This is a genomic window from Microbacterium sp. ZW T2_14 (genome assembly GCF_044987405.1).
Taxonomy (GTDB): Bacteria; Actinomycetota; Actinomycetes; order Actinomycetales; family Microbacteriaceae; genus Microbacterium.
In genome coordinates this window covers 1-13,602 of record NZ_JBJDRK010000028.1, presented here as the reverse complement: position 1 = coordinate 13,602, position 13,602 = coordinate 1, and the positions used below count along the sequence as shown (strand labels likewise).

Below are 13,602 nucleotides of genomic sequence, written 5' to 3'. Positions count from 1 at the left end.
TCTCAGGGATGCTGCGTTCTCACGGTTCGCCCCCGTCACATCGTCTGCGGAGGGTGTGGGATTCGAACCCACGGGACATTGCTGCCCACTGGTTTTCAAGACCAGGTCCATCGGCCGCTCGGACAACCCTCCCGACCGATGCCACCCCGAGGGGAGGCATCCGTCGAACAGGCGTCGAGTCTAGCCGACAGCACTGTCGCCTCATTGTTCCAAGGGCGCCTGGCAATCATCTGAAGGACGCGACGGATGCCGTTTTCCCTGAGCTCTTCGACGGCGCTTCGACAAGCTCAGCGACCGGTGGGTGAGGCTCAGCGACCGGTGGGTGAGGCTCGGCGACCGGGGGTCAGCTCTGCGACCGGAGCCCGGAGCATCGGGCGTTGAGCGAGCGAAGCGGGTCGAAACGTCAGAGCGCGCGGAGCACCGCGGCGACGCCGCCCTCGCGCACCGACGAGGTGGTCTCGCCCGCGGCATCCCGCACCTCCTGCGGACCCTGCGCCATCGCGACCGCGCGGCCGCCGTTGTCGAGCGCCCAGCGGAACATGCCGACGTCGTTGCGGCCGTCGCCCATCACGAGAACGTGAGCCGGGTCGATGCCGAGCGCGGTGCGCACCAGCTCGAGGCCGGTGCTCTTGTCGACGCCCTGCGGCGCGATGTCCAGCCACGCGGTCCAGCCGACGGCGTAGGTGACGTGGTTCAGTCCGATGCGGGCTACCAGGTCGACGAAGTCCTGCTCGCGCTTGTCGGGCGAGACGACGACGATGCGGCACACGGCCTGCGCGCCCAGCTCTTCGAACGGCACCCGGCGCGCGTTGGTCAGATTCCAGTCCTCGAGGTACTCCGTGTAGAGCCGCCGGCCGTCGGGCAGCTCGACGAGGTAGCGGGCGTCGGGCAGGTGCTCGCGCAGCTGCTCGAGCACGGCGCTCGGATCGAACGTCTCGACGTGCCAGCGCTCGTACTGCAGCTCGTCTGCCTCCAACCGCTTGAGGACGACCGCACCGTTGGAGCACACCACGAACTCCGGCGCGATGCCCAGCACGCGGACGATGCCGCGCGTGCCCTCCCAGCTGCGGCCGGTCGCGACCATCACCTCGTGGCCGGCGCGGTGGGCGTGCTCGACGGCGTCGACCACTCCCGGGCTCAGCGACTCGTCCTCGAGCAGCACCGTGCCGTCGATGTCGAGGGCGATCAGCAGCTGCTCGGTCGCGACCGCGGGGTTCTCGGTGTCGCGTGCCACCCGCTCGACGAGCTTCGCCGCCTTCTTCGGCGCGACGACCTTGATCGACCCGGTCGCAGGCAGGTGGGCGTCGGTCACGCGATTGGCTCCATGACCTCGAGTCCGCCGAGGAACGGTCGCAGCACCTCCGGCACCGTGACCGAGCCGTCCTCGCGCTGATGCGTCTCGAGCAGCGCCACGATCCAGCGGGTGGTCGCCAGCGTGCCGTTGAGCGTCGCGACCGGCTGAGTCTTGCCGCCCTCGGGCCGGTAGCGGATGTCGAGCCGACGGGCCTGGTAGGTGGTGCAGTTCGACGTCGAGGTGAGCTCGCGGTAGGCGTTCTGCGTCGGCACCCACGCCTCGACGTCGTACTTGCGGGCGGCGCTCGATCCGAGATCCCCCGCCGCGACGTCGATCACACGGTACGAGAGGCCCAGGTCCTGCAGCATCCGCTCCTGCAGCTCGACGAGGCGCACATGCTCGGCCTCCGCCTCTTCGGGGGTCGTGTAGACGAACATCTCGAGCTTGTTGAACTGGTGGACGCGGATGATGCCGCGGGTGTCCTTGCCGTACGACCCGGCCTCGCTGCGATAGCACGTCGACCATCCGGCGTAGCGCTTCGGTCCGCGCGAGAGATCGAGGATCTCATCCATGTGGTACCCGGCGAGCGGCACCTCGCTGGTGCCGACGAGGTAGAGGTCCTCGTCGTCGAGGTGGTAGACCTCGGCGGCGTGCTTGCCGAGGAACCCGGTGCCGCGCATGACCTCGGGGCGCACCAGCGTCGGCGGGATGATCGGCGTGAAGCCCGCCTGCAGGGCGCGATCGAGGCCCAGGTTCATGAGCGCGATCTCGAGGCGCGCGCCGATGCCCGTGAGGAAGTAGAACCGGCTGCCCGACACCTTGGTGCCGCGCTCCATGTCGATCGCTCCCAGCCGCTCACCGATCTCGAGGTGGTCGCGCGGTTCGAAGCTGAACGCGGGGACCTCGCCGTGGGTGCGGAGGGTGATGAAGTCGTCCTCCCCGCCGGCCGGCACACCCTCGATGACGATGTTCTCGAGGGCGGCGAAAGCGTCGGCGGATGCCTCCTCGGCCGCGGTCACCGCGTGCTGGGCCTGCTTGACCTGCTCGCTCAGCTGCTTCGCCTCGGCGACGAGCGCGGCCTTCTCTTCCTTCGGCGCCTGCGCGACCCGCTTGCCGTGCGCGTTCTGCGCCGCGCGGAGCTCTTCGAAGGTCGTGATGGCGGCACGTCGGGCCCGATCCGCCTCGACGGCGACGTCGACGGTGTCGGGCGACTCGCCGCGCGCCACCTGCGAGCGCTTGACCAGCTCGGGATTGTCGCGAAGCAGCACGGGATCGATCACCCTGCAAGCTTAGTCGGCGCCTCCCCGAGGCCAGATGAGACGGATCCCCGGGCGTCAGCGCCGGACACCCATGCATACCCGTTCGCCCCGGATGCACCCCACCGGCGTTTCGGGTCCTACTCTGGAGCACATGGCGGCATCTGGATCGAGCGACGACGCACGACCCGAGGACTCACGAGGCGAGGACGACCTCATCCCGCATCCCGCCGACGCGATCTACGCCGACGGCCCCAGCACGGCCGAGCTCGACCTCGCCGAGGTGGAGATCGAGGAGACGGCCCCTGCCGCCGAGACGGCCACGCCGTCCGGACCGTCCGCGCCTGGGGCACCCGACCCGGCCGAGGCGGCCGAGCCCGATGAGGTGATCCGGGAGCCGGACGACATCGAGCCCGACACGGCGGACGGCGAGTCCGGTCACGCGCGCCGGGTCGACCCGGCCGGACGGACACGCCCCCTGCAGACGGCGGGCGAGCGCCCCTCACCCAAGGCCGCCCTCGTCTACAACCCGATCAAGGTGGACGCCGACGCCCTGCGCGCCACCGTCACCCGCCTCTCGGCGGATGCCGGATGGGCGGAGCCGCTCTTCTACGAGACCACGGTCGACGACCTCGGCGACGACGTGACGCGTCAGGCACTCGAAGAGGGCGTCGACACCGTCCTCGTGGCCGGCGGCGACGGCACCGTGCGCGCGGTGTCGGAGGCGATGAGCGGCAGCGGTGTGCCGCTCGCCATCGTTCCCAGCGGCACGGGCAACCTCCTCGCCCGCAACCTGCGGCTGCCGCTGACCGAGCCGGACGCCATGGTGCGTGCCGTCTTCGACGGCGAGACCCTCGCCATGGACGTCGGCTGGACCGAGCTCGCGCGACCCGACGGCACCACCGCGGAGCACGCGTTCGTCGTCATGGGCGGTATCGGACTGGATGCGGCGATGATCGCCAACACCAACCCGCAGCTGAAGAAGACGGTCGGATGGGTTGCCTACGTCGACGGTGCGGCACGGGCGCTTCCCAGCGCCAAGCCGTTCCGCGTCGTCTACGAGCTGCCCGGGCACCGCCTGCACTCGTCACGCGTGCAGAGCGTGCTGTTCGCGAACTGCGGCAAGCTGCCGGCCGGCCTCGACCTCATCCCCGAGGCCTCGATCGCCGACGGCGCGCTCGACATCGTCATCTTCCAGCCCAAGGGGCCGTTCGGCTGGCTGTTCGTCTGGCGCCGGGTGGCGTGGGACAACAGCTTCCTGCGCCGCTTCCGCACCGGCCGCCGCGTGCTGTCGCTGCGCACCAAGGACAACGCGGTGGTCTACTCCCGCGGTGCCGGCATCGAGCTCGCGACGCACGACGCCCAGCCCGTGCAGCTCGACGGCGACGAGTTCGGCGAGGCCCTCTCGGTCAAGACCCGCGTCGCCCCGGCCGCACTCCTCGTGGTGGTGCCCAAGGGCCACACCACCGACGGCCTCTGAGCAGAGCCCGCGGCGTCGAGCGCTGCAGTTTCCTGCGACCGCGCTGTCGCACGACGCCGCGGTCGCAGGAAAGTGCAGCGGTCGCGCGCGGCGCCCGCGCGGCAGGGCCGGCCCCGGCGTCGCCGACGGGAACGGGGCCGGGCCGCGCCGAGCCGGACCGCGGCATCCGTCAGCCCTTCACGGCTCCGCCCAGACCGGCCGACCGCAGGAACACGGACTGGAACAGCAGGAACATCGCGATCGGGATGAGCGTCGCGATGGCGAGCGCCGCGAGGAACACGTCCAGCTCGGTCTGCGACTGCACCGCCGGCAGCCGCACCGACAGCGGCTGCACGGCCGGATCGGGAAGCACCAGCATCGGCCAGAGGTAGTCCTTCCAGGCCGCGATGATCGCGAACACCGACACCACCCCGAGGATCGGCTTCGACATCGGCAGCACGATCGACCAGAACAGCCGGAAGGGTCCGGCTCCGTCGGTCTTCGCCGCTTCGAACACCTCGCTGGGCAGATTGTCGAAGAACCGCTTGACGAGCAGGATGTTGAAGGCGTTCGCCGCCATCGGCAGCCACACCGCGAGGTAGTTGTTCAGCAGGCTCGCGTCCTCACCGAGGAACGGCGGCCGCACGATGGTCAGATACAGCGGTACGAGCAGCACGATGCCGGGGATGAACAGCGTCGCCAGCACCAGCGCGTTGAGCACCGGCGCGTACCTCGGCCGCAGCACCGACAGCGCGTAGCCGGCGGTGGTCGCGATGAACAGCTGTGCGAACCACGCCCCGGCCGCGATGACGATGGTGTTGAAGAAGTACTGGTCGATGTGGATGTCGTTCCACGCGGTCGACAGGTTCTGCCAGTCGATGCCGTTGGGCCACAGCGCGAAGGGCTGCTGCAGGGTGTCCTGCGTGGGGGTGACGGCGGACTTCGCGAGCCACAGGATGGGGCCGAGGCCCGCGATCACGAGCGTGACGAACAGGAAGGCGTGGGTCACCGCCATCCCGAATCGCGTGCCGGGCCGACGACGTTCCGATGCCGACACGATCGTTCGCTCGGCGAGATCGTCGATCGACTCCCGCTTGCGCCGCCCGAACCGGTTGCGGCGTGACAGAAAGCCGCGCATGCCCTCGCGCAGCGGCGAGGTGGACATCGGGGCGCTCATCGGGTGCTCCAGCGGTTCGTGAGTTTGAAGTACAGCCAGGACAGGATCGCGAGCACGACCGCCAGCAGCACCGACACCGCGGTGGCCTCGCCGTAGTCGCCGCCGAGGCTGTTCCGGAACGCCTTGTCGTAGATGTACAGCAGGATCGTCTTGGTCGCTCCCGCGGGACCGCCGCCGGTGAAGAGGAACGGCTCGAGGAATACCTGCGCGGTCGCGATGACCTGCAGGATCAGCATGATGAAGAGGATGCCGCGCAGCTGCGGCAGCGTGACATGCCAGACCTTGCGCCAGATGGCGGCGCCGTCGACCTCGGCCGCGTCGTACAGTTCCGGCGGCACCGACAGCAGCGCGGCGAGGTAGATGATGATCGAGCCGCCGGCGGCCGCCCAGGTCGCCTCCAGGACGAGCGAGGGCATCGCCTGCACCGCCGACGAGAGCCACGGCTGCGGCGGGATGCCGAACCACCCGAGCACCGTGTTGAAGACGCCCGACGGATCGGCGCTGTAGAAGAACTTCCAGAGCAGCACCGCGACCACCGGCGGGATGACCACCGGCAGATAGGCGAGCGCCGAGTACAACCCCTTCCCCCGGCGCACCTCGCTCATCAGCACCGCCATGAACAGCGGCAGCGGGAAGCCGAACAGCAGCGCCAGCACCGCGAAGTAGACGGTGTTGATGACCGCCCGCCCGAGCTCCGGGTCGGTGATCACCGCGACGTAGTTGTCGAGCCCGACCCACTCCGAGACGATGAGGTTCGTCTTCTGCAGGCTCATCAGCACCGACTGCACGATCGGCGACCACGAGAAGAAGAAGAACACGAACACCATCGGCAGCACGAAGAGCAGGTTCGCCAGCCCGCCCCCGCGGTACCAGGTGAGCGGGGTGCGTCTCGTCCTGCGCCGGGCCGGCAGCGCGGCGGGTGGGGGCGCCGCCGCGGCGGCCGGGCGCTCGGGGAGGGTCGCGGTCATCATTGGCCTTTGCTGTGAAGGTTGTGCGGACGTCCGACGCGTTTCGTCTCGCTTCGCTCGCTCAACGACCGAGACTTCCGACGAACGAGCGAGACTTCCGATCGTTGAGCGAGCGAGGAACGAACGAGGCGAAACGCGGTGAGACGGATGCCGCGGCCCGGCGGCGAGACCGGGCCGCGGCATCCGCTCGTCTGCTACTCGTCGAGCAGCGCCTGGGCGTCGGTCTGAGCCTGCGCGAGGAGGGCGTCGATGTCGGCGTTCTCGTCCGTGAGGACCGTCTGGACGACCTCGTCGAGGAGAGCGTAGACCTCCTGCGTCTTGACCTTCGCCTCACCCACCGGCGTCTGGTCCCAGATGTTGTCGGTGAACGGCGTCATCTGCTCGCGCGGGACGTTGATGTAGGGCTCGATCCACGTCAGCGACTCGTCGTACAGCTCCCGGCTCAGCACGGGCAGCAGCGGCGTGCCGACCGCCTGGTCGGACTCGCTCAGCGCCTTCGCGTCGGCGACGGCGGCGTCCTCGTTCAGCAGCTTCTGCATGTAATACCAGTCGATCCACTCGACGCCGGCGGCCTTGGTCTCGTCGTCGATCGTCGGGCTCATGACGGCGATGTCGCCGCCGCCCAGCGGACCGGCGTCCTCTCCCTCGAGCGGGAGCACGGTGATCCCGTACACGTCCGGGTCGAGGCCGAAGTCGCGCACGAGCGCGGTGTAGATGTCCGAGCCTGTGGTGTACATGCCCACGTTGCCGGCCGCGAACTCCTGGTTGATCGTGCCCCAGTCCAGGTCCACCTTCGACCCGAACGAGCCGTCCTCCCACTTCAGGTCGTGGAGGAACTGCAGCACCTCCTTGGTGGCGTCGTTGTCGATCGTGGACTCGGCCGTGCCGTCGCCGTTGTCGATCTGCGTGCGGCCGCCGCGCGCGGCGGTGCCGACGGTCAGCTGCCAGCCGCCCGTGTTGTTGGCCGCCATCTGCGAATAGCCGGCCTTGCCCGTCGCGTCGGTGATCTGCTGGGCGTACTCGCGCACCTCGTCCCACGTGGTCGGCGGGCTGTCGGGGTCGAGCCCCGCCTCCTCGAACAGCTGACGGTTGTACGACAGCGCGTTGGCGTAGGCCTGCCGCGGGAAGCCGTAGTAGTGGCCGTCGTCGCCCGTGACCGCGTCGAGGATGATCGGGTTGAAGCTGTCGGTGTAGCCCAGGTCCTCCATCTCCTCCGTGACGTCCATCAGCTGGTCGTTCTCGAGCAGTGTCTTGGCGTCGGTGAACGGCACGGTGAACACGTCGGGAAGGCTGCCGCCTGCGAGCTGCACGGCGAACGTGGGTCCTTCCCACTCGTACTCGACACCGATGATGTCGATGTCGGGGTGCTTGTCTTCGAACTGCTTCTCCTGCTCGGCGAACGCCTCGTAGGCGGCCTCGTCGGCGCCCGGTGGGAACGTCGCGACGCGGAGTTCGGTCTTTCCGCTGCTGTCGTCGCTGCCGCCACCGGCTGCCGAGCAGCCGACGAGGGCGCCGACGGTCGCCAGAGTGGCGACACCGGCGAGCAGGACCCTTGCTGGTGACTTCATCGTCTTTCCTTTCTGGGGGGAGTTCCGCGTCAGCCTCTCGGCGCGGACTGCTCCGTGTGGGTGGTGGTGTTGCGTGGGGGATCGGAGACGGTTGCGGCGGGTTCGAGACGCAGCGCCGGCGCGCTTCGCGGAGCATCCGGGCGCGTGGGCCCCGCCGCGGGCTCGAGACGCAGCCAGGCGGCGGCGTTGCCCGGCAGCAGTCCGGCTTCAAGCGGACTGCTCGCGAGGAGGACGGCCGCGCCGGGGGGCAGCGCGACCGGGTCGGAGCCCGTGTTGACGACGCACGCGAAGCGGTCGCCTCGGCGGAAGGCGAGCACGTCGGCGTGGCCGCGAGCAACGTCGATTCCGCCTGCGGCCGTGGGCACGGCGTCCTCCCACCACTGGAGGGGACCGTCGCCGAGCTCGTCGAGCTCGCGTCGCAGCCGCAGCAGGTCGCGGTACAGGTTCAGCGTCGACGCCGGGTCGGCCTCCTGCGCGGCGACGGTCAGAGCGCTCCAGCCCTCCGGCTGCGGCAGCCAGGTGGAGACGGTGTCAGGACTGAAGCCGAACGGCGCGCGGTCACCGGTCCACGGCAGCGGGACGCGGCATCCGTCCCGTCCCGGATCGGTTCCGCCCGAACGGAAGTGCATCGGGTCCTCGATGAGCTCGCGCGGGAGGTCCTCGACCTCCGGCAGACCCAGCTCATCGCCCTGGTAGATGTAGAGGCTGCCGGGGAGCGCCGCGACCAGCAGCGCCGCCGCGCGCGCCCGGCGCAGGCCCAGCTCGGGGTCGGTGGGCACGCCGAAACGCTTCTTGAGGAAGGCGAACCCGGTGTCCTCACGCCCGTACCGGGTGACCGGACGCGTGACGTCGTGGTTGCTCAGCACCCAGGTGCTCGGTGCGCCCACGGGTGCGTGCGCCTCGAGCGTCGCCGTGATGGACTCGCGGAAGGATGCCGCGCCCCAGGGCCGCGCGAGGAAGTCGAAGTTGAACGCGGTGTGCATCTCGTCGGGGCGCAGGTAGTTGGTGAAGCGCACGATGTCGGGCACCCAGATCTCGCCGACGAGCACGCGCGTGCCCGGGTACGAGTCGGCGATCTCGCGCCAGGACCGGTACACGTCGTGCAGCTCGTCGCGGTCCTCGGTCGGGTGCTGTCCCGGCCCCTGCTTCTCGCCGACCTCGGGCAGCTCGGGGTCCTTGATCAGCAGCGCGGCCGAGTCGATCCGCACGCCGGCGACGCCCCGGTCGAACCAGAACCGCAGGATCTCTTCATGCTCCCGACGTACGTCGGGGTGATTCCAATTGAGGTCGGGCTGCTCCGGCGTGAACATGTGGAGGTACCACTCCCCCGGCGTACCGTCGGGGTTCGTCGTGCGGGTCCAGGTCTCGCCCTGGAAGCTCGACACCCAGTGCGTCGGGATCCCGTCGCCGTTCTCGCCCTTGCCCGGGTGGAACCAGAAGCGCTCGCGCTCCGGACTGCCCGGTCCCGCGGCGAGCGCCGCCTGGAACCACGGGTGCTGATCCGAGATGTGGTTCGGCACGACGTCGATGATGGTGCGGATGCCGAGGGCCAGCGCCTCCCGGATCAGCAGCTCCGCCTCCTCGAGCGTGCCGAACCGGGGGTCGATGTCGCGGTAGTCCTGCACGTCGTAGCCGCCGTCGGCCAGCGGACTCGGGTACCACGGGTTGAACCAGAGGGCGTCGACACCGAGATCCTTGAGGTAGCCGAGGCGGGCCCGCACGCCGGCGAGGTCGCCCGTGCCGTCGCCGTTCCCGTCCGCGAAGCTGCGGACGTAGACCTGGTAGATGACGGCGGACCGCCACCACAGCGGGTTGTCGCTCGTGGGAACGACTCGCTCCGCGCGGGTGAGGACCTCGGTGTCCACGTGACTCCTCGTCGTCGATGAAGGGGAAGGACTCGATGCGACGAATGTATTGCGGGGCTGCTCGTTCTGCAAGTCTTTGACAGAAACATGCAAGATCACGATTGTGCATCAGGCGACCAGTCCCGCCACGCGGGATCACGCCATTCCCGAGCCCGCGCTCTCCGGATCGTCCCGCTCCGCTGGCATGCGCCGGTGCGGGGCGCGGCGCAAGACGCCGAGTGGGATGGGAGGGAAGAAGGGAGTTCTGCGCCGGGTGCGGGCCGCACTCCCGGTCGCTGAGCGAGCGAGGAACGAGCGAGACGAAGCCCGCGCCCTCGACCCCCGGTCGCTGAGCGAGCGAGGAACGAGCGAGACGAAGCTCCCCCACCTCGGACCCGGTCGCTGAGCGAGCGAGGAACGAGCGAGACGAAGCGCCCCGACCTCGACCCCCGGCCGCTGAGCGAGCGAGGAACGAGCGAGACGAAGCGCGGCCCCGACCCCGTCCCTCAGCCTGCGGCGGGACCGGTGGAGGCCCGCAGGACGAGCTCGGGCTCGAAGAGCAGCTCGTCGCCCGGCTCGGTCGTCCCCGCGATCTGCGAGAGCAGCAGGTCGATCACCGTGCGTCCCATCGACTCGATGGGCTGGCGCACGGTGGTCAGCGGCGGCTCGGTGCAGCTCATGAGGAACGAGTCGTCGAAGCCCACGACGCTGACGTCGTCGGGCACCCGCAGGCCGTGCCGTCGCGCCGCGCGCACGGCGCCGAGCGCAAGCGGATCGCTTGCGCACACGACGGCGGTGGCACCGGCGGCGAAGAGGCGGGATGCCCCGGCCTGGCCGGATTCCAGGGAGTACAGGCCGCGCACCACAAGGGCGTCGTCGAGGGGTGCGCCCAGGCGCTCCAGCAGCGGGCGGGCGGCGGCGAGCTTGCGCTGCGAGGGGATGTGGTCGAGCGGTCCGAGGAGCATCCCGATGCGGCGGTGACCGAGCTGGTGCAGGTGCTGGATCGCCTGCTCCGCGGCCGCACCGTCGTCCGTGGACACTGTGGCGAAGTCGAGGGCGTCGATGCGGGCGTTCACCAGCACAGTGGGCAGGTGCACCTGCCGGAGCCGCTCGTAGTGCTCGTGCGCGGCATCCGCCTGGCTGTAATTGCCACCGAGGAAGATGACGCCCGACACCTGCTGCTGCAGCAGGAGATCGATGTAGTCGGACTCGGTGATGCCGCCGGCGTTCTGCGTGCAGAGCAGGGGCGTGTAGCCGTTCTGCGTCAGGCCGCCGCCGATGATCTCGGCGAGCGCCGGGAAGATCGGGTTCTGCAGCTCGGGCAGCACGAGTCCGACCAGACGCGCCCGCTCGCCGCGGAGCTTGGTGGGCCGCTCGTACCCGAGCACGTCGAGGGCGGTCAGCACCGCCTGGCGCGTGGCGTCCGACACCCCGGGCTTGTCGTTGAGCACGCGGCTCACGGTGGCCTCACTGACCCCGACCTTGCGCGCCACCTCGGCGAGACGCTTCGACATGCGCTCAGTGTACGCAAGAACTTGCATGATCACGCAAGTATGCGCAAGCGAAGGTCGCGACATCCCATGTCGCGACTGCTGCAGTTTCCTGCGAGCGCTGCGCCGCGCCGCGCAGCGGTCGCAGGAAACTGCAGCGCTCGCCCGAGTGCACACCGGGCCCGTTGTCAATGCCTGACGCGGCCGCAGCCCCGGGGAGAGGATGGTGCCGTGTCTCGCCCCTCTATCGTGTGGTTCCGCGACGACCTGCGCCTGGCTGACAACCCGGCGCTGCGAGCGGCCGTCGACCGCGGCGAGCCCGTGATCGGGCTTTACGTGCTCGACGACGAGAGCCCCGGCATCCGCCCGCTCGGCGGGGCGGCGCGCTGGTGGCTGCACCACTCGCTCGCATCGCTCGGCGAGCGGCTGCGCGAGCGCGGCGGCGCCCTGGTGCTGCGGCGCGGTCCGGCCGATCGCGTCGTGAGCGAGACGGTGACGGATGCCGCAGCCGGCGCCGTCTTCTGGAACCGGCGCTACGGCGGGCCCGAGCGTGACGTCGACGCGGGCCTCAAGGCGGCGCTGCGCGCCGACGGCGTCGGGGTGACGTCGTTCGCGGCCTCGCTGCTGTTCGAGCCGTGGACGGTGCGGACCGGCGCCGGCACTCCGTTCTCGGTGTTCACGCCCTTCTGGCGCGCATGTCTTGCGCTCCCCGCGCCGCGCGCGCCTCTGGCCGAGCCGCGGGAGGTCGACGGGCCGCGCCGGGCTCCGGCATCCGAGTCGCTCGATGATTGGGGGCTGCTCCCCACCCGGCCGGACTGGGCCGGCGGACTGCGCGAAACATGGGAGCCGGGCGAGCCGGCCGCGCGCCGGCGACTGCGCGAGTTCCTGCACGACGACCTCGCGAACTACGACCGGGCCCGCGACGAGCCCGGGGCAGGCGCGACCTCGCTGCTGTCACCCCGCCTGCGATGGGGAGAGCTCAGTCCGCACACCGTCTGGCACGAGACCGTCGAGGCCGGTGCCGGGGGCAGGTTCCTCTCGGAACTCGGCTGGCGGGAGTTCGCGTGGCACGTCCTCTTCCACCACCCCGATCTCGCGAGCCGCAATCTGCGACCCGAGTTCGACGCTTTCCCCTGGCCCCGGCTGAAGCCCACCCACCTCGAGGCCTGGCGGCGCGGCCGCACCGGATTCGCGCTCGTCGACGCGGGCATGAAGGAGCTCTGGCACACCGGCTACATGCACAACCGCGTGCGGATGGTGGCGGCATCCTTCCTCGTCAAGAACCTGCTGATCGACTGGCGGCGCGGCGAGGAGTGGTTCTGGGACACGCTGGTCGATGCCGACGGCGCCAACAACCCGTTCAACTGGCAGTGGGTCGCAGGGTCGGGCGCCGACGCGGCGCCGTACTTCCGCATCTTCAACCCGCAGCTGCAGGCGAAGAAGTTCGACCCCGACGGGCATTACGTGGGCGAGTGGGCGCCGGAGCATCTCGGAGAGCACTCCCCGGAACCCGTCGTCGATCTCGGAGAGACGCGGAAGGCCGCGCTCGCCGCGTACGAGCACGTCAAACGCGCGGCCCGCGCCTGATCGGCGCCGAGGTCAAGATCTCCTTCTGTGTCGGGGTGAGGAATGCGCCGGGCGGTCGCCCGGTTGCCGACCGTCATGACAACGATCGGAATCATCGGTGCAGGACACATCGGCAGCGCGCTTGCGCGCGCCTTCTCAGGACTCGGCTACGACGTCGTGATCGCCAACTCACGCGGACCCGAGAGCCTGGCTGACCTGGTGGCCGAGCTCGGACCGAAGGTCTCCGCCGCGACGGCCGTCGACGCGGCAGCCGCCGGCGACATCGCCGTGGTGACCGTGCCGCTGAAGGCTCTGAAGGACGTTCCCGTCGAGCCCCTCGCCGGAAAGACCGTGCTCGACACCGTCAACTACTACTTCGAGCGCGACGGGCATGTCGACGCGCTCGACCGCGGCGAGGCCACCACCTCCGGGCTCGTGCAGGCACATCTGCCGGCCTCCAAGGTGGTGAAGGCGTTCAACCAGATTCTCGCCTCGGAGATCAACACCACCGGGCTTCCGGCCGGCGACCCGAACCGGCGCGCGCTCGGCACCGCGAGCGACCATGAGGACGCCGTCGAGCTCGTCACCGGCATCTACGACGCCCTCGGGTTCGACACCGTCAGCGCCGGGCCGCTGAGCGAGTCGTGGCGTCTCGAGCGCGACCGGCCCGCGTACACAGCACGCCAGACCGCGGCCGAGCTCCGCGAGAACCTGGCGAAGGGCAACCGCCTCCCCTGACCCCGCGCGGTCGGCCGCGCGCCCCGCGCATTTTGGCGACTCGCCACAAAGCGCGTGCTGGACCGACGGATTCTGGCGACTCGCCGAAATGCGCCCCGGCCGAGGCGCCGAACGTGAGTCCCCGCGCATTTTGGCGACTCGCCACAAAGCGCGTGCTGGACCGACGGAATTGGCGACTCGCCAAAATGCGCGCCGGCGGAATGCGCGGAACGTGGCCGGCGGTTGCAACCCGTGATGAACGA

Annotated in this window: 10 protein-coding genes and 1 tRNA gene; 3 read left to right on the top strand and 8 right to left on the bottom strand. The window is 70.1% G+C overall.

The window, feature by feature from the left end:
• Positions 1-47 precede the first annotated feature (47 nt).
• The 3 genes from ACI3KY_RS10945 to serS all read right to left on the bottom strand — a co-directional run bounded on the left by ACI3KY_RS10945 (position 48) and on the right by serS (position 2,574).
• Positions 48-132 (bottom strand) — tRNA-Ser (locus ACI3KY_RS10945).
• Positions 133-403: 271 nt separating this feature from the next.
• On the bottom strand, positions 404-1,312 hold the full coding sequence (locus ACI3KY_RS10940) for an HAD family hydrolase (protein WP_404930202.1): 909 nt from the start codon (positions 1,310-1,312) through the stop codon (positions 404-406).
• Entirely contained in the window at positions 1,309-2,574 is a 1,266-nt protein-coding gene (serS, locus tag ACI3KY_RS10935) for a serine--tRNA ligase (protein WP_404930201.1), read from the bottom strand. The genes ACI3KY_RS10940 and serS overlap by 4 nt, the downstream gene beginning before the upstream one ends.
• A 130-nt stretch (positions 2,575-2,704) precedes the next feature.
• On the opposite strand from serS, the gene ACI3KY_RS10930 reads away from it, so the two are divergent.
• Complete coding sequence (locus ACI3KY_RS10930; protein ID WP_404930200.1) at positions 2,705-4,030, top strand: diacylglycerol/lipid kinase family protein; 1,326 nt, start codon at positions 2,705-2,707, stop codon at positions 4,028-4,030.
• Between the two features lie 169 nt (positions 4,031-4,199).
• Here the strand turns inward: ACI3KY_RS10930 and ACI3KY_RS10925 are convergent, their stop codons facing one another.
• The 5 genes from ACI3KY_RS10925 to ACI3KY_RS10905 form a co-directional block, all read right to left on the bottom strand.
• A complete protein-coding gene (locus ACI3KY_RS10925) occupies positions 4,200-5,174 on the bottom strand; it encodes a carbohydrate ABC transporter permease (RefSeq protein WP_404930199.1) in 975 nt (324 codons plus the stop codon).
• Positions 5,175-5,182: 8 nt separating this feature from the next.
• The gene (locus ACI3KY_RS10920; protein WP_404930198.1) at positions 5,183-6,154 is read right to left on the bottom strand and encodes a carbohydrate ABC transporter permease; all 972 of its coding nucleotides are present in this window, start codon (positions 6,152-6,154) and stop codon (positions 5,183-5,185) included.
• Between the two features lie 194 nt (positions 6,155-6,348).
• Positions 6,349-7,722, bottom strand: coding sequence for an ABC transporter substrate-binding protein (locus ACI3KY_RS10915; RefSeq protein WP_404930197.1), 1,374 nt, complete (start codon positions 7,720-7,722; stop codon positions 6,349-6,351).
• Positions 7,723-7,751: 29 nt separating this feature from the next.
• Positions 7,752-9,587 carry a glycoside hydrolase family 13 protein gene (locus tag ACI3KY_RS10910; RefSeq protein WP_404930196.1) on the bottom strand — a complete coding sequence of 612 codons (1,836 nt, stop codon included), beginning with the start codon at positions 9,585-9,587 and terminating at the stop codon, positions 7,752-7,754.
• Between the two features lie 485 nt (positions 9,588-10,072).
• Complete coding sequence (locus ACI3KY_RS10905) at positions 10,073-11,080, bottom strand: LacI family DNA-binding transcriptional regulator (protein WP_404930195.1); 1,008 nt, start codon at positions 11,078-11,080, stop codon at positions 10,073-10,075.
• A 207-nt stretch (positions 11,081-11,287) separates the two neighbouring features.
• On the opposite strand from ACI3KY_RS10905, the gene ACI3KY_RS10900 reads away from it, so the two are divergent.
• Positions 11,288-12,643, top strand: a complete 1,356-nt coding sequence (locus ACI3KY_RS10900) for a cryptochrome/photolyase family protein (RefSeq protein ID WP_404930194.1) — start codon at positions 11,288-11,290, stop codon at positions 12,641-12,643.
• Positions 12,644-12,718: 75 nt separating this feature from the next.
• On the top strand, positions 12,719-13,360 hold the full coding sequence (locus tag ACI3KY_RS10895) for an NADPH-dependent F420 reductase (RefSeq protein ID WP_404930193.1): 642 nt from the start codon (positions 12,719-12,721) through the stop codon (positions 13,358-13,360).
• Positions 13,361-13,602: the final 242 nt, after the last annotated feature.

Bases quoted from the DNA above. Each gene is read 5' to 3' on its own strand.
- ACI3KY_RS10915 (WP_404930197.1), bottom strand. From the start codon at position 7,722: ATGAAGTCACCAGCAAGGGTCCTGCTCGCCGGTGTCGCCACTCTGGCG.
- ACI3KY_RS10930 (WP_404930200.1), top strand. From the start codon at position 2,705: ATGGCGGCATCTGGATCGAGCGACGACGCACGACCCGAGGACTCACGA.
- ACI3KY_RS10905 (WP_404930195.1), bottom strand. From the start codon at position 11,080: ATGTCGAAGCGTCTCGCCGAGGTGGCGCGCAAGGTCGGGGTCAGTGAG.
- ACI3KY_RS10920 (WP_404930198.1), bottom strand. From the start codon at position 6,154: ATGACCGCGACCCTCCCCGAGCGCCCGGCCGCCGCGGCGGCGCCCCCA.
- ACI3KY_RS10925 (WP_404930199.1), bottom strand. From the start codon at position 5,174: ATGTCCACCTCGCCGCTGCGCGAGGGCATGCGCGGCTTTCTGTCACGC.
- ACI3KY_RS10895 (WP_404930193.1), top strand. From the start codon at position 12,719: ATGACAACGATCGGAATCATCGGTGCAGGACACATCGGCAGCGCGCTT.